We start from the raw sequence: 20046 nt of genomic DNA on the forward strand, positions 1-20046 counted from the left end.
GGACAACGACGAGGTCGTCGAGGTTCAGGCGCGTCGCCCGCTCACCGGCGGCGTCGTGGCGGTCCATGGTGACCTCGGCGAGAATCGAGAGCGCGACGGCGGCCGGCCCGCTCCCGCCGAGGTCGAGCCCCACCGGCGTTCGGACCCGGCTGAGGTCCCGTCGGGCGTACCCCGACTCGGCGAGCGAGTCGAGGACGTGGTTGGCCTTCGTCTCGCTGGCGACGAGGCCGACGTAGCCAGCTTCGCCGTCCAGCGCCGCAGCGACGGCGTCCTGGTCGAACGTCCCGCTCCGCGTCGCAACTGCCACGGCTGTCTCGGTCCCCATCGGCAGGTCGCCGAGCGCCTCGCCGTAGTCGCCGTGAATCACGTCGGTAGCGTCGGGAAACTGCCCTGGGTCGGCGTAGGCCTCGCGGTCGTCGACCACGGTGACGGCGTAGCCAAGTCGCTCCGCCAACGGAGCCAGCTCCATGCTGATGTGGCCCCCGCCGGCGATGTAGAGCCGCGCCTGCCCGCGAACGCGGTCGATGAACACCTCCATCTCGCCGCCACAGACCATTCCCGTGTTACCGCCGCGTTCGAGTTCGTACGTCCGGACGCCGGGGTCGTCGGCTCCCGAGAGTACTGACCGAGCGTCTTGGACGGCGAGGTGCTCGACTGTCCCGCCACCGATGGTCCCGTACTCCTCGTCGTCGGTGACGACCATCTTGTCCCCCACGTCCCGCGGTGCACTGCCGTCCTTGCGGACGATGGTCAGCAAGGCCGCCGACTCTCCCTGCTCGGCCAGTTCGTCGATGCGTTCGAACAGGCTCATACGAAGCTCCTGACCTCCTGTTCGACGATGGCAGCGACTACGTCGTCGTAGGGTATGGGGTCGATGTCCGGCGTGAGGTCGACCCCCCGTACGTCCACGTCCCTCGCGACCGCCGAGACTGGCGCGTCGATATCCGGTGAGAGGTAGACGCCGTCCTGAATGAGGACGACGTGCGCCTCTGGGTCCCCGGCGGCGGTTCGCAGTCCGATTTCGGCCATCGGCTTGTCGATGAGATACAACATTATCAGAAATCCAGTGTGTGGTCGGCGTCACGGATGCGGGCGGTGACGCGGTCGTCCGACCAGACTGTTACGTCGTCGGCGATTTCACCCTCGTCGACGCCGCGTTCGGCCATCGCCGCGCGGTCCGCGATCATCTGTCCGCCCTGTTCCGCTAAGTCGGCGACGTGCCCGCTCATGTTGAGCGCCTCGCGGCCGACAGCGTCCCGAGCGCCGTACACGCCGTCCTGGGTGAATATCACCGTCACGTCGTGCATATCGAAGCCAGCTGCGACGCCGCGGGCGGCACGCAGCCCCTCCGGGATGTGGACTCGGCCGCACGGAGCGCGGGTGAGCAACACGACGACATCTCGTTTCATAGCGAGACCACCCGGTCAGCCTCACCGATGATGTCCGCCAGGTCCGGAAGCAGCCCGACTTCGACGCCCTCGGGGTAGTCGGCCGGCGCATCGATTCCCCGCGCGTCGACACAGAGCCCGCAGCAGATGACGTCCGCGCCGTCCGCGATAAGCTCCTGAAACTTCTCTGTCGGCATCTCGTCGTACAGTCCGCTGTCCGAACAGCCGGGCAACGTCTGGTCGGCGACGGGGACAAGCGCGCCGTCGAGGTAGTGGAAGTAGCTCACCTCGTGGCCTTGGTCCAGCGCCGCCCGGCCCAGCTCGTAGGCGGTACGCCATCGCTCGCTGTCGAAGGGACCGCCTGTCAGCAGAAACCCGATGTACGCCATACTGTCGAGATTTCGCCGACCTGCTCTTAATAGTTTGCTCGACACAACAAAAAACACTCCGTGTGTGATATTAATCGGAAGAAAACTGTTCGAAACCAACTCACCCATCGCCAGCAGACTGCTCATCGAGTGCCGCCGTCACGTCTTCCGCAGTGAACGGTAGCTCGGTCAGCCGAACGCCGACAGCGTCGCAGATGGCGTTCGAGAGCGCCGGCGGGACGCCGTTCGTCGGGAGTTCCGCGATAGATTTCGCGCCGAAGGGGCCCGTGGGTTCGTGTGTCTCGACGAGGATGGTCTCCATCTCGGGGTGGTCGGTCGTCCGTGGCATCCCGTACTGGCGGAACCCGAGCACTTCGGGGTTGCCCTCCTCGTCGAAGGTGAGGTCGCCGCTGGTGGCGTATTCGAGACTCATGTGCTCGCCGCCCTCGATCTGCCCCTCGACCAGCGCGGGGTTGATCGCGACGCCGCAGTCGGCTGCAAACACCAGCTTGTTGAGTTCGTACTCGCCGGTCTCCGTATCGACGGTCACGTCGACGAACTGCGCGCCGTAGGGCGGCGGGCTCTCGTCGGTCGAGTGGTTCCCGTCCCCGAGGATGTGTTCACGCTCGTCATCGCCGTAAGTGGCCTCGTAGCCGATCTCCTCCAGCGACACGCGGTTTCCGGTCCGTTCGCTGAACACGCCGCCGTCGCCGGTGTCGAGCACGTCCGGCGGCTCGTCGAGCAGTTTCGACCCCCACTCTAGCAGCCGCTCTTTGGCGTCCTCGGCGGCGTTCTTGACCGCGCGGCCGCTGATGTACGTCGTCGAGGAGGCGTACGCGCCGTAGTCGAACGGCGTCAGGTCGGTGTCGGCAGCGATGACGACGACGTCCTCGGGAGTGCAGCCCAGCACCTCGGCGGCGATCTGGGAGAACATCGTGTCCGCGCCCGTGCCGGTGTCGACGCCGCCGACCTGCAGGTGGAAGCTCCCGTCCTCGTTCATTTGCACCTGTGCCGCGCCGAGTTCCTTGCCCGCGACGCCGCTGCCCTGGGCGATGAGTGCCATTCCGACCCCGCGTTTGAGGTGGTCTTCTTCGGGCTGTTCGAGCTCGTCGTAGCCGATAGCCGCCTTTCCACGGTCGACGCATTCGCGGACGCCACACGACCGAATCCGTCGAGTGAACCGGTCACCGTCCTTCAGGATTGCGACGCTCCGGTCGAGGTCGCCCTCCCGGACCGCGTTTTGAAGTCTGAACTCGATGGGGTCGAAGTCGAGGCGGCGGGCCACCTCGTCCATGTGCGCTTCGACGGCGAAGTGGCCCTGTGGCGCGCCGTAGCCCCGCATCGCCGCGCCCATGGGGAGGTTCGTGTGTACCACGTCCCCTGCAAAGCGGACGTTCGGGACCCGGGGATAGAGGGGAAGCGGCTTCGTTCCGACGTTGTTCGCGACAGTCATGCCGTGGGTGCCGTATGCCCCCGAGTTCGACAGCGTGTAGAGGTCCATCGCCTCGATATCGCCGTCGTCCGTCACCGCGGTCCGCATCCGCATCCGCATCGGGTGTCGAAAGCGGAGCGCGGTGAACTCCTCCTGACGACTCATCTCCAGTTTGACCGGTCGGCCCGCCGCCAGGTGGAGCGCGAAGGCGATGGGTTCTATCGCCATCTCCTGTTTCGATCCGAACCCCGCGCCGATGCGCGGCTTCGTCACCCGTACGTCACGGATGGGCACGTCGAACAGGTGCGCTATCTGGCGGCGGGTGTGAAAGGGGACCTGCGTCGCTGTGATGAACGTGTGCCGGTCATCCTCGTCCGTGTAGGCGATGGTCGTGTGCGGTTCCGGGACGCAGTGGGACTGGTACGGCGTTTCCCATTCCGTCTCGATGACGTGCCGGTCGTCGTCGTTGCTGGCCCGCTCAAACGCCGCCTCCACGTCACCGAGTTCCCCCTCGAAGTGTGATTCGAGGTTTCTACTGTAGTCCGCGCCCGACTGCTTGTTCTCCACGTCGTCGGTCTCGAACAGTTGCGGGGCGTCTTCATCCAAGGCCTCCTCTGGGTCGAACACGGCGTCCAGTTCCCGGTATTCGACTTCGATTTTCCGTGCGGCGCGGTCGGCCGCTTCCGGGTCGTCGGCCGCCACGGCCGCGACCGGGTCGCCGACGAAGCGGACGTGCTCGCGCAACACTTTCAGGTCCCACGGGCTCGGCTCGGGATAGGACTGGCCCGAACTGGAGTACAGTTTGTCCGGGACTACGTCGTCGAACGGCGTGATGACGGCGTCGACGCCGTCCATCGCCTCGGCGGCGCTCGTGTCGACCGATTCGACGTAGCCGTGGGCGATGTCGCTGCGAACCACTTTCCCGTGGGCGAGGTCTGGAAACCGGTCGCGGTAGTCCGCCGTGTAACGGGCCTCCCCGGTCACGATCTTCCGCGCGTCGTCTTTCTCCTCGTCCGCCGTGATGGTGTCGCGTTCGGATTTGGGCTTCCGGTCAGGTTCCCGTGCACGTCCGCCTCTGACTCCTTCTCAGCTCCGGCAGGGGCCGCGTCTTCCACCCCTGTCCTGTCGGGCTGCTCGCTCGTCTCCCGAGCCCGGTCGAAATCGCTCACTGACCGCCCTCCATGCAGTCGCAGTCGTTGACTGTACACTCGGTCGAATTTGCGACCCTCTCGTTGCCTTCGACTGCCTTCCCACCGTCGGCGGCGACGGCTGTCCCGCCGTCCATCCGCTCGGCGGCGTCCAGCACCGCTTCGACGATTTTCTTGTAGCCGGTGCATCGACAGAGGTTGTCCGACAGCGCTTCCCGGACCTCCTGCTCTGTCGGGTCCGTGTTCGCCTCTAGCAGCGCCGTCGAGCGCATTATCATCCCCGGAATGCAAAAGCCACACTGCAACGCGGTGTTGTCGACGAAGGCCTGCTGGACCGGATGCAGGTCGTCCTGCTCGCCCAGGCCCTCGATTGTCTCGATGGATGCGTCCTCTACGTTCATCACCGGCTCGACGCAGGATTTCACCGGCTCGCCGTCGACGTGTACCGTACAGAAGCCACACGCGCCGGTGTCACACCCCCGTTTCGCCCCGGTGTATCCGTTCCGCCGAAGGACATCGAGAAGCGAATCGGACTTCGACGCTTCGACCGTCCGTTCCACATCGTTAATCTCCAGTTCGATTTCCATATGGCTCATCAGCTCGCTGGCTATGTCAGATACGTGACGAACAGAACGATAAATAGCTGTCGCGGGTGAGTGCCGTCACAAACCGCGACAAACCGCGTGTGTCGTTTATTTGCCCCTTCAGCTGACTGGGTCGGTCAGGCTGACTCGCGGTCGGTGTCGCCGGTAATGTACTCGGCACTTTGTCTCGTTACCGTGGCTGTGAACTCCGGGACCACCCGCCCCTGTGGATTCGCTACCGCATCGTGTTTGACCGTGGCGAGCACCCAGGGCGAACAGTACGATTCTCTGTCCGGGTTGCCACCGGCTAACCAGTTGTCTCCAATCGCGATGTTATCCTGGAGGTCACTGAGTGTCAGTCCAGCACAGATGTACTCCTCCCCGCTGAATGGCAGTGCGTCTGCAGTAAGGACCAGCCACGGGCGGGGATTGTTGCCCCGGTTGTACGGGTCCGGGGCCCAGAACACGTCGCCGGAACTGTACCGACCGTTACCCATCGATGTCACGCGGGTCAACCGCGTGCTCCTGCCAGTCTTCGTAGGACGGTGTCTCACCGTCGGCCTCGTGTGCGGCGATGGCGGCAGCGGCGTGGGCCGTGGCGGTATCGACGCTTGCCTCGTGATCACTGATGCGCCAGTAATTCCCACGGTGGTCGACTCGTCCCCGTTCACGCAGTCGGACGAGCGTTGGGCCGACAGAGCCTTTCTTGACACCAGTTTCAGCAGCGATTTCGCTCCGGGTAAACGCCTTCTCGGGGTTGTCACGGAGAAACGCAAGAATCGCTCCCGCGTTCGTCTCCGGCGAGGGCGTGTCGACGTCGTCCGGGATATCTTCGAACCGGTCCGCGCTGATTGGCATACCCAGGTGTTACGTACTGAGTATATTAAATATACTGCTGTACTGGACATACTGATTATACCGACAGCTACTATAGTTCATAATTTTAAACAAATAAACCAACAGGTGACTTCGGTAGCCTCAACTGCGGACAGAATAGGACCGAACTGGGGGACTTCCTCAGTCCTTGCGCTCATCAAGCCTCGCCTTGATTTTTTCGGCGGTAATCGGCATCTCCCGGATACGGACGCCGATGGCGTCTCTGACGGCGTTGGACAGCGCCGGTGGGACCGTGTTGGTCGGGACTTCGGCGACCGACTTCGCGCCGAAGGGACCGGTCGGCTCGTGGGTCTCGACCAGAATCGACTCGATGGGCGGCGTCTCGGTCGCCGACGGCAGTCCGTACTCGTCGAAGTCAGCCACTTCCGCCCGTCCCTCGTCGTCGAGGGTGATCCCCTCGCTGACGGCCATCTCGTAGCTCATGTGGTTTGCGCCTTCGATCTGGCCCTCGGCCATGCCGGGGTTGATGGCGACGCCGCAGTCGACCGCGACGACCAGTTCGTGCACCTCGAACTCGCCGGTGGTCTCGTCGACGGTCACGTCGGCGAACTGCGCGGCGAAGGGCGGGGGACTCTCTTCGGTGCAGTGCGTCCCCTTCCCCAAGATGTGTTCGCGCTCGTCGTCGCCGTACGCGGCCTCGTAGCCGATCTCTTCGAGCGTGACCGAATCACCGCTGGTCTCGCTGTACACCGTCCCGTCGCCGGTTTCCAGATTATCGGTCGGCTCGCCGAGCAGTTTCGATCCCCAGTCGAGAATCCGCTCTCTTGCGTCCTCTGCGGCCTTCTTCACGGCCATACCGCTGATGTAGGTCGTCGAGGAGGCGTACGCGCCGTAGTCGAAGGGCGTCACGTCAGTATCGGCGGACTTGACGACTATGTCGGCCTCATCACAGCCCAGCACTTCGGCGGCGATCTGGAGGAACGCCGTGTCAGCGCCCGTCCCGATGTCGACGCCGCCGACCTGCAGGTGGAAGCTCCCGTCCTCGTTCATCATTATCTGGGCGGCCCCGAGTTCGTCGCCGGCGACGCCGGTCCCCTGCGCGGACAGCGCCATCCCGATGCCGCGGTGCAGATGGTCTGCGGCGGGCTGTTCGAGGTCGTCGTAGCCGATAGCGTCCTTCCCGCGTTCGATGCACTCGTCGAGGCCACACGACCGGATACGGCGCTCCGCGCCTTCGCCGCCCATCATCCCCGCGATCTCGTCGAGGTCGCCGACTTCCATGTGGTGTCGGCGTCGGAACTCGACGGGATCGAGACCGAGGTCGCGGGCGACCTCGTCGAGATGGCCTTCCAGCGCAAGCGTGCCCTGTGGCGCGCCGTACCCCCGCATCGCCCCGGTCTGGGGCGTGTTCGTGTGAACGATATCGGCCTCGAAGTGGACGTTCGGGACCTTCGAGTACAGCGGCAGCGGCTTGCTCCCGACGTTGCCCGCGACGGTCATGCCGTGGCTGCCGTACGCGCCGGTGTTCGAAAGCGCGTAGATGTCGATGGCTTCGATGTCGCCGTCGTCGGTGACGGCCGTCTTCGCTTTGACCTTCATTGGGTGCCGCGAGCGCATCGCGTAGAACTCCTCCTCACGGCTGGCTTCGTACAGGACCGGGCGATCGGTGGCAAGCGACAGCGCGAGCGGAATCGGCTCGACGACCATCGCCTGTTTCCCGCCGAACCCGCCGCCGACCCGCGGCTTCGTCACGTGGATATCACGGATCGGGATGTCGAACAGGTGGGCGAGCTGGCGGCGCGTGTGGTTCGGCACCTGCGTGCTGGTGATGAGGACGTGGCGGTCGTCTTCGTCTGTGTACGCCAACGAGGTGTGTTTCTCGACGTTCGCGTGGGACTGGCGGATCGTCTCCCACTCGGTTTCGTGGACGTGGGTGTCGTCGCCGAGCGCCCCGTCCACGTCGCCCAGTTCGCCCCCGATGTGAGCCATTCGGTTGCGGTCGTAGTCGTGGCCGACGATCTCGTTTTCGACCTCGCCGTCCTCGAACAACTGTGGCGCGTCTTCGTTGAAGGCGTCCTCCGGATCGGTGACGTAGTCGTACTCCTCGTACGACACCTCGATAGCCTCGACGGCGGCAGTCGCGGTCGCCCGGTCTTCTGCCGCGACAGCGGCAATCGGGTCGCCGATGTAACGGACGTGCTCGTTCAGCACGCGCATGTCCCATGGGCTCGGCTCGGGGTAGGACTGTCCAGCACTGGTGTATTTGGCGTCCGGCACTGTGTCGGATTCGGGTGTCAAGACCGCCTCGACACCGTCCATCGCCTCGGCCGCACTCGTGTCGATGCCAGTCACGCGGCCGTGTGGAATTTCGCTTCGGACGACCGCTGCGTACGCGAGGTCGGGATACCGCTCCTCGTAGTCGGCGGTGTACTTCGCCTGTCCAGTGACGAGCTTTCGGTCGTCGTACTTCTCCGTCCGGTGGGAGACGCTGTCGCGCTCGCCGGGGGCCTTATCGTTGTTCTCAGGTTCGTCCCATTCGAGTGGGTGCTCCTCGAACCGTTCGTCTTCGACAGTCTCTGACTGTGAGGCCGTTCCGCCGTCGGCCTTGGCTGTCTCGTCGTCGTTACTCATCGCAGCCACCTCCACAGCAACTGGTCGACTCGTCTCTATGCTGTGCCACAGTGACCGGGTGGCCGCCGTCTGCGGCGACAGACTGTTCCCCCTGCATTCGCTGTGCTGCGTCCAGCACGGCTTCGACCGGTTTCTGATAGCCAGTGCAGCGACAGACGTTGTCGTCTAAGGCCTCCCGAACCTCCCGCTCGGTTGGGTCGGGATTCGAATCCAGCAGTGCCACCGCCTGAATTATCATCCCTGGGATACAGAACCCGCACTGGACGGCGAAGTTGTCGACGAACGCCTGCTGCACCGGGTGCAGGTCGTCCTGTGTTCTGAGCGCTGCGACGGTCTGTATCTCACTCCCGTCGGCGTCCGCCGCGGCCATTCCGCAGGCCATGCGCACCTCGCCGTCGACGAACACCTTCGATGCGCCGCAGGCTCCGCCGTCGCAGCCACATTTCACGCCGATGTAGCCGTGTTGTCTCAAAACCGTCGCCAGGTCCTCCGCCGACCCGGCTTCGACTCTCGTTCGCTCGCCGTTGATTGTGAGTTCAATATCCACAGAGTACCCTCCAGTTTTCGGCATGCATTACGGATACACGCCTGTTAGTGAACAGGTGTGCAACACCATCTCATATATGTATGGTTCACAGGTGTTTGATCGCAGTGTTGCCAGACGAAGCCGCGGGTCACCAGCAGACAACAGGCTGACACAGCTGCGACAGACAAGACAGTCGCTGTGTGACGTGTGCCAGATGTGTGATATTCACACGCTTGGAACGGAACGGCTCACTCGGCGGCCTTCGTCTGCACAGCGTTCAGCAGTACCTCAGTCCCGGTGACGATGTCATCCCATTCGGTGAATTCGCTCTCGCGATGGCTGATTCCGTCGACGCTTGGAACGAAAATCATGCTCGTCGGAGCTATCTTGTTGAGGTAGTTCGCATCGTGGCCCGCGCCGCTGACCAGTCGCGTGTACTCACAGCCGACCGTCTCGGCGGCCTCAACGACTGTGTCAATGCAGCCCTGATCGAACGGGTCCGCGTCGACCCGCATTATTTCCTCTATCTCGTATTCAAGGCCTTCGCGCTCGGCCGCGTGGGCAACCTCTTCCCTGATCTGTTCGACGGCCGCGTCGACCACGGCATCGTCGTACGAGCGGAAATCGAGCGTGAACTCTACGCGTTCGGGGATGACGTTGATGGCGTTCGGCCAGACGTCGACGCTGCCGACCGTGCCGACGAGGTCCGTTCCCTCGGTCGCCGTGATCCGTCGGACCGCGCGGGTTACGTCCGCCGTCGCCACGAAGGCATCGTGGCGCATATCCATCGGCGTCGGTCCGGCGTGGTTGGCCTGCCCCTCGAAGGTGACGTTCAGCCAGGCAAAGCCGAACACGCCCTCGACAGCGGCGACGGGGATGTCCTGCTGTTCGAGAAACGGCCCCTGCTCGACGTGCATCTCAAAGTAGCAGTGGATATCGTCGCTTCACAGGGTGTTTCGCCCTTGTAGCCGATGCGTTCGAGTTCGGTGCCGAACCGCTTGCCGTCCTTGTCTTCGCGCGCGTAGGCGTAGTCGAGGTCGAAGATATCACAGTAGACACCGCTGCCGAGCATATCCGGCTGAAAACGGACGCCCTCCTCGTTGCTCCAGGCAACGACCTCCAGTGGACGTTCGGTCGTCACGCCGGCGTCGTTGAACGCCTCGATGACTTCCAATCCACCGAGGACGCCGATAACGCCGTCGTACCGCCCGCCGTTGTACTGGCTGTCGATGTGTGACCCGATCAGGACCGGCGCGGCGTCGCTGTCAGTTCCCGCCCGCCGACCGAAGATGTTGCCCATCGTATCGATACGGACTCCCAGCCCGGCCTCGCGGAACCACTCGACGAGCGTATCACGGGCCGCCTTGTTCTCGTCGGACAGGCTCGGCCTGTTCACGCCGCCCCGTTCTGTCGCGCCGATCTTGTTGAACGTATCGAAGCGCCGTCTGAACCGCTCGCTATCGAGACTGACGGATGGCATTGCGTAGCTGTTCCGCGGTGTCGTCTTGAAGATTGTGTCGGGGTGGCCCCACACAGATCGACAGACACGGTGTGGCACGCGCTCGCCCCCTGTCACACACGGTTGAGACCACCGAAAGAGCCAAACGACCGTTCCGCGAGTCAGCAGACATGACCGAGCTGAGTGCCGCGTCCATCGCGTTCAGAGACGCGCGGGTGCTGGACGGGAGCGGTCGCCCTCCGTTCACTGCGAGCGTGCGTGTCGCCGACGGTCGAATCGACGCTATCGGCGAAGCCCCGCTTGCGGCCGACCGCGTGGTCGACCTCGACGGGTCGTATCTCGCGCCGGGGTTCATCGATATGCACGCGCATTCCGAGCTCCGACTGTTCGAGCATCCCGATGCGGAGGAGAAACTGACGCAGGGAATCACGACGGAAGTCCTCGGCCAGGACGGGGTCAGCGTCGCCCCGGTGCCACCGAACCTCACCGACGAATGGGCACAACGGGTCAAATCACTCGACGGCACGCTCGGCGAAACGTGGCCCTGGCACACCGTTGACGGCTACCTCGCGGCGCTCGAATCCGTCGAGCCCGCTGTCAACTGCGCGTACTACGCCCCCCATGGCAACATCAGGTCGATGTTGGCCGGGTTCGAGGACCGCCCGCTCGGCGGTGAACACGTCGTCGCCGCCGGGCCAGTCACCAGTCGACGGCTGGACAGACCAACGTCCGACCACGACACAGCGCCCGGTGAACTCGATGCGATTCGACAGGAACTCGAGGTAGCGCTGGAAGAAGGCGCGTTCGGCATGTCCAAAGGGATGATCTACCCGCCGAGTTCGTACGCTCGCGACGACGAACTGGTGGCGCTTGCGGATACCCTCGCCAAGCGCGACTCGTTCATGATCTCCCACGTCTGGAACGAGACGGACCGCGTGGTCGAATCTATCGACCGATATCTCGACATCTGTCGGCGCGGCGGCTGTCACGCCCACGTCTCACATCTCAAGGTCGGCGGCCAGCAGAACTGGGGGGATTCCGAGGCCGTGCTCGACCTGTTCGACGATGCCGCCGCCCGGGGCCAGCGGGTCACCTTCGACCAGTACCCCTACACGGCCGGGTCGACGATGCTCACCGCGCTGTTGCCGCCGTGGGCACGGCAGGGCGATTCGGAGGCCATCCGTCACCGTCTCAACTCCGCGGCAGTCCGGGACCGTATCGCCGCTGACATCTCCCAGCCGGGTGACTGGGAGAATCTCGCGTACGCCGCTGGATCGTGGGACAATATCCTCGTGACGCGGACTGGGAGCGGCCGCTATCAGGGTGATACTATCGGGGATATCGCCGCCGAAACCGGGCGCGACCCGGTCGACGCGATGTGTGACCTGCTCGTCGCCGAAGAACTGGACGTGACGATGGCCGACTTCGTGATGGCCGAGGAAGACATCGAGCGGTTCCTCGCGGACGACCGCGGCACGTTCTGTACGGACGGTATCTTTGGCGGGAAACCCCACCCGCGGGCTATCGGGGCGTTCAGTCGCATTCTCGAACGGTACGTTCGTGAGCGGGACGTGCTCTCGCCGGAACTGATGGCATACAAGGCCGCGGGACATCCGGCCGATATCCTCGGTCTCAGGGACCGCGGGTACGTCCGCGAGGGGTACGTCGCGGACCTCGTGGCCTTCGACCTCGACTCGGTGTCGGCGAACGCGACCTACGAGGACCCGTTTCAGTTCTCCGATGGAATGGCGTACGTCCTCGTCGGCGGCCAGGTTGCGGTCCGGGACGGCGAACTGACCGGGGAGCGAAACGGCGACGTGCTTCGCTCCTATGAGGAATGGGGTGGTGCGACCCGTCCGGCACTCGACCGTGCTGCTGATGACTAGATGGCCGCCCTGTCGGCACCCGATTGATTGGCTTGCCTGTTAGCCACCGCTGTGGCAATCCGTGGCTGAAATACGACCGCTGAGGTCGGACTGTCTTACTCCGGCACGTCGGCGTCGACGGCGTCGACGAAACTGTTCATCTCCTGGAACAGGAATTCGTCGCTCTCACCCTCGAACTCGGAGCCGGCCCAGACGTCGAGTTCGCCGTTGACGATTTGCTCTTCCGTCTCGGCGACGGTGTCTTTGACTTCCTGTGGGACCTCCGGTCCCCACTCGTCGAGTGCAGGGAGGTTCGTCTCCATGCCGCCCCAGAAGGCATCGGCTTCCCAGGTTCCGTCCCGGACTGCGGAGATGGTCGGGTCGTACACCTCTTCCCAGTTCCACACCGGGGAGACGAGGTAGTTGTCGCCGCCGAACTCGCCCATCGGCGCGTTGTAGCCGGAGGCCCACACGTCCGCCTCGTTTGCGGCCCTGACCGGAGCAGGGGAGTCCTGCTCTTGCGAGATGACGTCACACCCTTCATCGATAAGCGAGTTGGCCGCCTGCTTTGAGGTCTGGGGGTCGAACCACGCGTTGACCCACCGGATTTTGAATGTCGCGTCCGGGTTCACCGATCGCGCGCCGAGCGCCATCGCGTTGATGGAGCGAATGACTTCGGGGATCGGGAAGGCGGCGACGTAGCCGATAGTGTTGTTCTCGGTCACCATTCCGGCTGCCTGACCGGCCAGATACCGGGGCTGGTAAATCCGGCCCATGTACCGTCCCATGTTCTCCCGGGTGCGATAGCCGGTCGCGTGTTCGAAGTACGTGTCGGGGTACTGTTCCGCAATGTTGAACATCGGGTCCTGGTAGCCAAACGTCGTCCCGAAGACGATGTCGGCGTCACCCTGCGCGTACTGCTCGAAAACGCGCTCCGAGTCTTCAGGCGCGACAGCCTCCGTGTACTCGGTTTCCAGCCAGTCGTATTTCTCGTCGACCGCCTTCCGCCCCTCGTCGTGTGCATGGGACCAGCCGAGGTCGCCGACCTCCGAGATGTACACCCAGGCAGCAGTCACCGAGTCTGACCCGGAGCCTTCGTCGCTACCGGTCGTAGTGCCATCAGTCGAATCACCGTCGTCGCTCCCGCTGTCGCCACCACTACAGCCGGCTAGCGCGGTTACCCCTGACGCCCCGATGGCACCCAGCATCTCCCGCCGCGATATCGTTCGGTTGGTATTCACCATTACTGAACTGAGTAGACGTAGCGAAAACTCCTACTTAAGAGATACCATCTTTGATCTTACAGCGAACAAATATATTTGCGTGAACGTGACCGAAAATCGTCTTCGTGGCTCGATACTACTACGACCGTGGTCACAGCCGTCTGAAAGGCCCCAGCAACTGCAGATGAGTACGTCAGCTGTGTGCCGGTGGCAGAATCAGTTCGGGACCTCCCCCTCGACAGCGTCGACGTAACTGCTCATCTGCTGGAAGAGGAACTCGTCGCTCTCGCCTTCGAACGCCGAGTCGGCCCAGACGTCTCGCTCGCCGTTGAGTATCGCCGACCGCGACTCCGAGACGGTGTCTTTCGCTTCTTGGGGCACATCCGGTCCCCAGTCGTCCAGGCTACAGATGCCCGAGTCGATACCCTCCCAGTACGCGTCGGACTCCCAGGTGCCGTTCCTGACAGACTCGATAGTCGGGCCGTAGAACTCTTCCCAGTGCCAGATCGGGGACGTGAGATAGTTCTCGCCGGCGATGTCGCCCATCGGGGCGTCGTAGCCAGTCGCCCAGATACCCGCATCGGAGGCCGCACGGAGTGCAGCGGGGGAGTCCTGATGCTGGGCCATCACGTCGACGTCTTCGTCCAGCAGGGCGTTCGCCGCCTCGCTTTCGGTTGGCGGGTCGAACCAGGAGTTCGTCCATCTGACCTTCAGCGTCGCGCTGTCGTTGACTGACGCAGCCCCGAGCGCGTAGGCGTTGATGCCACGGATGACCTCGGGAATCGGGAATGCCGCCACGTATCCCAGCGTATCTGTCTCCGTGACGGTACCGGCGGCCTGTCCGGCGAGATATCGAGGCTGATAGATCCGGCCCATGTACCGGCCCATGTTCTCCATCGTCAGGTAGCCGGTGTTGTGTTCGAAGTACGTGTCGGGGTACTGCTCCGCCACGGCCGCCATCGGGTCCTGGTACTCGAACGTACAGCCGAAGATGATGTCGGCGTCACCCTGTGCGTACTGTTCGAACACCCGCTCGGAATCAGCGGGGGCGACAGCCTCGGTGTACTCCGTCTTCAGCCAGTCGTATTCTTCTGTAACCGCCTCCCGTCCCTCGTTGTGGGCCCAGGACCAGCCGAGGTCCCCGACCTCCGAGTTGTACACCCAGGCCGCCGTGACCGAATCCGTTCCGGACCCGCCGTCACTACCGGTTGTGGTCCCGTCAGCAGCCCCGCCATCGGCGGTGTCGGTGGCTGCTTCGCCATCGCCTCCGTCATCACCACCGCTACAACCGGCGAGTCCGGTGATTCCTGCTGCCCCAAGTGCTGTCAGTAGTTCCCGTCTCGATTTGGTGTGTTTCTTGTCAACCATTCACTATCCGGATTCCCATTGCAGAAACAATCACTTAAATTGTCCCGTTCGTGCAGCTTTTTCTACCCTATTATCAATATATGTGCCACAAAACCAAATCTATCATACGTATATGGTGATTATCTGCAGCATATGTCTATCCTACTGGCTGTCACGACAGACTGGATGGACGTCGACAACGGACGCTAACACATAACAACTGATACTTGGCAAATGTCCGGCATTTCCCGTTCTGGACGGCGAATATGGCTACCTTTGGAAACAATTATGCCACTACATTGTTGATACCCGGCCAAGATCAGAGAGCATGTCCGAACACACCACGCTCAGGATGGAGGGGATTCTGAAGGAGTTCCCTGGGGTCGTCGCCAACGACCACGTCAACCTCTCCGTCGAGCGCGGGGAAATCCACGGCCTCCTCGGTGAAAACGGCGCGGGAAAAAGCACGCTGATGAAGATTCTGTACGGGCTCTACTCTCAGGACCACGGCGATATCTATCTCGACGGCGAGCGGCTCGACCTGGAGTCGCCACAGGACGCTATCGACGCCGGGATCGGGATGGTCCACCAGCACTTCATGCTGATACCACGCCTGACCGTCGCCGAGAACGTCGTGCTCGGTGAACGTGAACCGGCCACAGCGTTTCGCAGCGATGCCGAGGACAGCTGGCTCCCGGCGGCGGTCCGGAACAACAGTCTCGTCCAGTCGCTCGCCGGCCAGTTCTCGCTCGGTCTCGACGTCCCCGAGCAGCGGATTCAGGACCTGGCGGATCAGTACGGGTTCGACATCGACGTGAGCGCGAAGATCTGGGAGCTCGACGTCGGCCAGCAACAGCGCGTCGAGATACTCAAGGCGCTGTACCGGGATGTCGACCTCCTGATTCTCGACGAACCGACGGCAGTCCTCACGCCGACCGAGGCCGAGCGGCTCTTCGACTCGCTCGAACGGCTGACTGACGAGGGACTCTCGATAATCTTCATTACCCACAAGCTCACGGAGGTCGACGCTATCGTCGACCGCGTAACGGTTCTCCGGGAGGGGCAAAACGTCGGTACCGCCGAGGTCTCGTCGGTCTCCCGTGCGGACCTCGCGGAGATGATGGTCGGCCGCGAAGTGCTGTTCGAAATCGACAGGGACGCTGTCGACCTCGGTGAGCCGGTTCTGCGCGCACGCGGGGTTGAGGCCACCGACAACCGAGATATCGAAGCGCTCTCCGGTATCGACCTGATGGTTCGGCAGGGCGAGATCGTCGGTATTGCGGGCGTGAGCGGCAACGGCCAGAAGGAACTCGCCGAGGTCATGGCTGGCATCCGGGACGTGACGGCCGGTGAGCTAGTGGTCAACGGCGAGGACATCACCGGCGCGAAACCGAAGACGTTCGTCGACAGCGGCGTCTCGTTCGTCCCCGAGGACCGACTCCAGTACGGCTGTGCCGAGGACCTCTCGGTGATGCACAACGCCACGATGAAAGACTTCAGGGACGGCCGGTTCGGCGACCGGCCGTTCCTGGACTACGGGGAACTCCAATCGTACGCCGAAACACTGGTTGAGGAGTTCGACGTCCGCGGTGTCAGCGACGTGACCGAGACCAAGGCCGGCGACCTCTCCGGGGGGAACCTCCAGAAGCTCATCTTGGCGCGGGAAATCTACCGCGACCCGGACCTGCTCATCGCGAACCAGCCGACCCGTGGCGTCGACGTCGGCGCAATCGAGTTCATCAGAGAGACGCTGCTCGAACAGCGCAAGGCGGGCACCGGTATTATCCTGCTCTCGGAGGATTTGGACGAGCTTTTCGACCTGAGCGACAGAATTCTCGTCGTCTACGAGGGCGAGTTCGTCTACGAAACGACACCGGCCGAGGCCGACCGGGAACGGATCGGTCTGGAGATGACCGGCGGTGGTGGGGACGACGGCGACGAAACCGGTGTCCCACCGCCCCAGTCCGGGGTCACACAGGAGGGTGAGAGCTGATGAACGTCGCAGTAAACGTCGACGCACGCGAGGACATTCCCGTCTGGCTGGCGTACGGGACGCCCGTGTTCACCGTACTGGCCGCGCTGGCAGTGAGCGCCATCGCGCTGGTCGTCCTCGACGTGAACCCCGTCGCGGCGTACACGACGATGTTCGTCGATACGCTCTTTACCGAGTTCGGTCTCAGAGAGACGCTGACGAAGGCTGTACCGCTGATTCTCACGGGCCTGGCGGTGTATCTCCCGTTGAAGGCAGGACTGTTCAACATCGGGGCCGAGGGGCAACTCGTCGCCGGTGCGCTTGCCGGAACCTGGATCGGGCTGAACGTCTCGCTCCCGGGGCTCGCACTGGTCCCGCTGATGTTCGTCGCCGCGGCCGTCGCCGGCGGTATCTGGGCGGGCATTCCGGCCTACCTGCGCGCGAGATGGGACGTCAACGAGATTATCACGTCGCTACTACTGACGTTCGTCGCGCTCGAAATCCAGAGCTACCTGCTCAGGGGACCGATGCAGGGCGGGACGGGGAACTTCCCGCAGTCCGAGCGGTTCTCCGAGGCCGCGACGATTCCGGAGCTGTTCGGCGGCGTCCACGCCGGCTTACTCGTCGCCGTCTGCATGGTCGTGGTGACCTACGTCCTGATGACGAAAACGCGACTCGGGTTCGAAATCACGTTCGTCGGTTCGAACGACGAGGCCGCCCAGCAGGCGGGCATGAGCAAGTTCTACGTGTACCTCCTGGTATTCGTCGTCGGGGGCGCGTTCGCTGCCATGGGCGGCATCAGCGAAATCGCCGGCGCACAGGGTCGCTACCGCGCCGGGTTCGAACCGGGGTACGGCTTCACCGCAATTCCGATTGCGCTGCTGGGTCGCAACAGCGCGTTCAAGGTGATGCTCGCGGGGCTGTTCTTCGCTGTGCTGTTCGTCGGCGGGTCGAGCATGGAAGTGGCCTTTGGCGTGCCCGCGGCGCTGGTCGAGATCATCCAGGCGCTGGTCATCCTCTTCCTCATCACTGCGGAGTTCTTCAAGAGCTACCGTGTCGGCATCGACGTAAAACGCGGGCCAGCGGAGACACCGGCCCAGCCACAACGGGGTGACGACTGATGGTGAGTTTCATCGCCGGACTGCTCGATGCCACCGTTCAGGCGGCGACGGTGCTCCTCCTCGCCGGGATGGGGGAACTCATCAGCGAGCGGGCGGGGGTCCTCAACCTCGGCGTCGAAGGGATGATGCTCGTCGGTGCGCTCGGTGGGTTCATCACTACCGTCCTCACGGGGAGTCACTGGCTCGGATTCGGTGTCGGCATTCTCCTTGGCATGGTGCTTGCGCTAGTCCACGCGTTCCTCTGTATCACGCTGAAGTCGAACCAGGTCATCAGCGGCGTCATGCTGACACTGCTGGGGACCGGTCTCACGACGTTTTTCGGTTCCGGCTGGGTCGAGGAGTCCATCGACGGCTTCCCGCAGATGACGCTCCCGTTTGTCGGACAGTATCTCGTCGATATCCCGGTCATCGGTGAGGCCTTCTTCCGGAGCACGGCGACGGACTACCTCGCGCTCGGCTTGCTGGTCGTGGTCTGGTACTTCCTGTACCACTCGAACCTCGGACTGGAGATGATAGCCGTCGGCGAAGACCCCGAGATGGCGGACACGATGGGCGTGTCCGTGTTCAGACTGCGGTATCTCGCGGTGCTCATCGGCGGCGGGTTCGCCGGCGCGGCCGGGGCACACCTCTCGCTGGCGTTCTCACAGCTCTGGGTCCCCGGCATGACCGCGGGCCGTGGCTGGATCGCCGTCGCGCTGGTCATCTTCGCACAGTGGCGGCCCCGCCGGATGCTGGTCGGAGCCTACCTGTTCGGCCTGCTCGACGCGCTCCGAATCCGCTCGCAGTCCATCTCGCTGACGGTGGGTCCTGACGCGCCACTCGCCGGGGTTATCAATCCCATCGTTGAGTTCCTCATGAACCCACAGATCATGGGGACGTACCCGTATCTGGCGACGATTCTCGTACTGGCTTACGCCGTCATCCGAACCAAGAGCGACCAGCTCGCGGTCCCCTCGGCGCTGTTGCAGTCCTACAGCCGCGAGACGGATTAACGGATAGTCGGGTACGGGCCGAATCGAGCGGCCACACCTGCCACAGACCGTGTGTGTGGCCAAATCTATTTATCGGCATTCGAAGAATTCAGCATGTCTCATGAGCGCCAATCAGGTCTTCGAGAGAGGCGACCGTGTCGGGATCTACTTGCAGGACAAACACTCGCTGGAAGAGAACGTGGAACTCGTGCAGTACGCGGAGGAGCAGGGTATCGACGAAATCTGGCAAGCCGAATCACGGCTCGCACGCGACGCCGTTTCCCCGCTCGGCGCGTACGCCGCGGTCACCGACGACATCAAACTCGGAACCGGCGTCATCAACAACTGGACGCGTAATGCGGCGCTCATCGCGCAGACGATGAGTACGCTGGAGGAACTCGCCGGTCCGGACCGTATCATGTGTGGCATCGGAGCCTGGTGGGACCCGCTGGCGGAGAAAGTCGGCATCGACCGTAGCGGCGCACTGCGGGCGATGCGCGAGTGCGTCGAGGTGACACAGGACCTGCTGGACATGGAGAACGTCACCTACGACGGGGAGTTCGTCCAGATGCGGGACGTGGAACTGGACGTGGTCCACGGCGACGACGGGCCGCGGACCGTCCCGGTCTACGTCGGCGGAACCGGGTTCAAAATGCTGGAACTCACCGGCCACTTCGCCGACGGCGCGCTGCTGAACTACCTCGTCAGCCCGGAGTACAACGAGAAGGCCCTCGACGCACTGAAGACCGGGGCGGAACGTGGCGACCGTTCGCTCGACGACATCGACCGGCCCCAGTTAGTCGTCTGTTCGATGGACCATGACCAGGAGAAGGCCCTGGACAACGCCCGCGAACTCATCACGCAGTACCTCGGGCAACAGCCTCATATCATGAAGGCCAGCGGCGTCAGTCAGGACCTCATCGACGAGGTGGGCGAGACAATCGGTGGGTGGCCGGCCGACAAGGACGACATCGAGGAGGGGATGCACCTCATTCCGGACGACGTGGTGCACAAACTCACCGCCAGCGGGACGCCCGAACAGTGCCGAGAAAAAGTCCGGGAGTATGCGGAAACTGGCTGCCAGTGCCCGATTCTCTATCCGCTTGGCGAGGACCGGCGGTTGATGATCGACGAGTTCGCGGACGGCTACCTGTAGGTCGCTGGCCGCCGACTC

Annotated in this window: 16 protein-coding genes and 2 pseudogenes; 5 read left to right on the forward strand and 13 right to left on the reverse strand. The window is 63.5% G+C overall.

Going from position 1 to position 20046, the window contains the following annotated elements:
- The 11 genes and pseudogenes from GJ630_RS06655 to GJ630_RS20490 all read right to left on the reverse strand — a co-directional run.
- The coding region (locus tag GJ630_RS06655) for an XdhC family protein (RefSeq protein ID WP_197427624.1) at positions 1–811 on the reverse strand (811 nt) is incomplete at its 3' end.
- Positions 808–1053, reverse strand: coding sequence for a hypothetical protein (locus GJ630_RS06660; protein WP_191449591.1), 246 nt, complete (start codon positions 1051–1053; stop codon positions 808–810). The genes GJ630_RS06660 and GJ630_RS06655, both read right to left, overlap by 4 nt.
- A 2-nt stretch (positions 1054–1055) precedes the next feature.
- Positions 1056–1409: a DsrE family protein gene (locus GJ630_RS06665; protein ID WP_014031294.1), complete on the reverse strand. Its 354-nt coding sequence runs from the start codon at positions 1407–1409 to the stop codon at positions 1056–1058.
- On the reverse strand, positions 1406–1777 hold the full coding sequence (locus tag GJ630_RS06670) for a DsrE/DsrF/TusD sulfur relay family protein (RefSeq protein ID WP_014031293.1): 372 nt from the start codon (positions 1775–1777) through the stop codon (positions 1406–1408). The genes GJ630_RS06665 and GJ630_RS06670 overlap by 4 nt, the downstream gene beginning before the upstream one ends.
- 100 nt (positions 1778–1877) lie before the next feature.
- Positions 1878–4357: pseudogene (locus tag GJ630_RS06675) on the reverse strand (xanthine dehydrogenase family protein molybdopterin-binding subunit).
- Positions 4354–4923: a (2Fe-2S)-binding protein gene (locus GJ630_RS06680; RefSeq protein ID WP_151104079.1), complete on the reverse strand. Its 570-nt coding sequence runs from the start codon at positions 4921–4923 to the stop codon at positions 4354–4356. Before GJ630_RS06680 ends, GJ630_RS06675 begins: the two are co-directional and overlap by 4 nt.
- A 134-nt stretch (positions 4924–5057) precedes the next feature.
- Positions 5058–5417: a hypothetical protein gene (locus GJ630_RS06685; protein ID WP_064289041.1), complete on the reverse strand. Its 360-nt coding sequence runs from the start codon at positions 5415–5417 to the stop codon at positions 5058–5060.
- Positions 5410–5778, reverse strand: coding sequence for a hypothetical protein (locus GJ630_RS06690; RefSeq protein ID WP_014031289.1), 369 nt, complete (start codon positions 5776–5778; stop codon positions 5410–5412). The genes GJ630_RS06685 and GJ630_RS06690 overlap by 8 nt, the downstream gene beginning before the upstream one ends.
- Positions 5779–5937: 159 nt before the next feature.
- Positions 5938–8388, reverse strand: coding sequence for a xanthine dehydrogenase family protein molybdopterin-binding subunit (locus GJ630_RS06695; protein WP_191449592.1), 2451 nt, complete (start codon positions 8386–8388; stop codon positions 5938–5940).
- Entirely contained in the window at positions 8381–8959 is a 579-nt protein-coding gene (locus tag GJ630_RS06700; RefSeq protein ID WP_191449593.1) for a (2Fe-2S)-binding protein, read from the reverse strand. The genes GJ630_RS06695 and GJ630_RS06700 overlap by 8 nt, the downstream gene beginning before the upstream one ends.
- Positions 8960–9162: 203 nt before the next feature.
- Positions 9163–10394: pseudogene (locus GJ630_RS20490) on the reverse strand (Zn-dependent hydrolase).
- Between the two features lie 149 nt (positions 10395–10543).
- Here GJ630_RS20490 and GJ630_RS06710 point away from each other — a divergent pair.
- The gene (locus GJ630_RS06710; RefSeq protein ID WP_191449594.1) at positions 10544–12259 is read left to right on the forward strand and encodes an amidohydrolase family protein; all 1716 of its coding nucleotides are present in this window, start codon (positions 10544–10546) and stop codon (positions 12257–12259) included.
- 95 nt (positions 12260–12354) lie between these two features.
- On the opposite strand, the gene GJ630_RS06715 is transcribed toward GJ630_RS06710, so the two are convergent.
- Positions 12355–13482 carry a BMP family ABC transporter substrate-binding protein gene (locus GJ630_RS06715; protein WP_014031284.1) on the reverse strand — a complete coding sequence of 376 codons (1128 nt, stop codon included), beginning with the start codon at positions 13480–13482 and terminating at the stop codon, positions 12355–12357.
- 195 nt (positions 13483–13677) lie between these two features.
- Positions 13678–14829: a BMP family ABC transporter substrate-binding protein gene (locus GJ630_RS06720; RefSeq protein ID WP_191449595.1), complete on the reverse strand. Its 1152-nt coding sequence runs from the start codon at positions 14827–14829 to the stop codon at positions 13678–13680.
- A gap of 307 nt (positions 14830–15136) precedes the next feature.
- On the opposite strand from GJ630_RS06720, the gene GJ630_RS06725 reads away from it, so the two are divergent.
- From GJ630_RS06725 to GJ630_RS06740, 4 genes are all read left to right on the forward strand, one after another.
- Complete coding sequence (locus tag GJ630_RS06725) at positions 15137–16801, forward strand: ABC transporter ATP-binding protein (protein ID WP_191449596.1); 1665 nt, start codon at positions 15137–15139, stop codon at positions 16799–16801.
- Positions 16801–17901, forward strand: coding sequence for an ABC transporter permease (locus GJ630_RS06730; protein ID WP_191449597.1), 1101 nt, complete (start codon positions 16801–16803; stop codon positions 17899–17901). The genes GJ630_RS06725 and GJ630_RS06730 overlap by 1 nt, the downstream gene beginning before the upstream one ends.
- Positions 17901–18893 carry an ABC transporter permease gene (locus tag GJ630_RS06735; protein ID WP_008312092.1) on the forward strand — a complete coding sequence of 331 codons (993 nt, stop codon included), beginning with the start codon at positions 17901–17903 and terminating at the stop codon, positions 18891–18893. The genes GJ630_RS06730 and GJ630_RS06735 overlap by 1 nt, the downstream gene beginning before the upstream one ends.
- A 100-nt stretch (positions 18894–18993) precedes the next feature.
- Positions 18994–20028 carry an LLM class flavin-dependent oxidoreductase gene (locus tag GJ630_RS06740; protein ID WP_191449598.1) on the forward strand — a complete coding sequence of 345 codons (1035 nt, stop codon included), beginning with the start codon at positions 18994–18996 and terminating at the stop codon, positions 20026–20028.
- Positions 20029–20046: the final 18 nt, after the last annotated feature.

Origin of the sequence: Haloarcula sp. CBA1122, from assembly GCF_009741785.1 — an archaeon.
Classification (GTDB): domain Archaea; phylum Halobacteriota; class Halobacteria; order Halobacteriales; family Haloarculaceae; genus Haloarcula; species Haloarcula hispanica.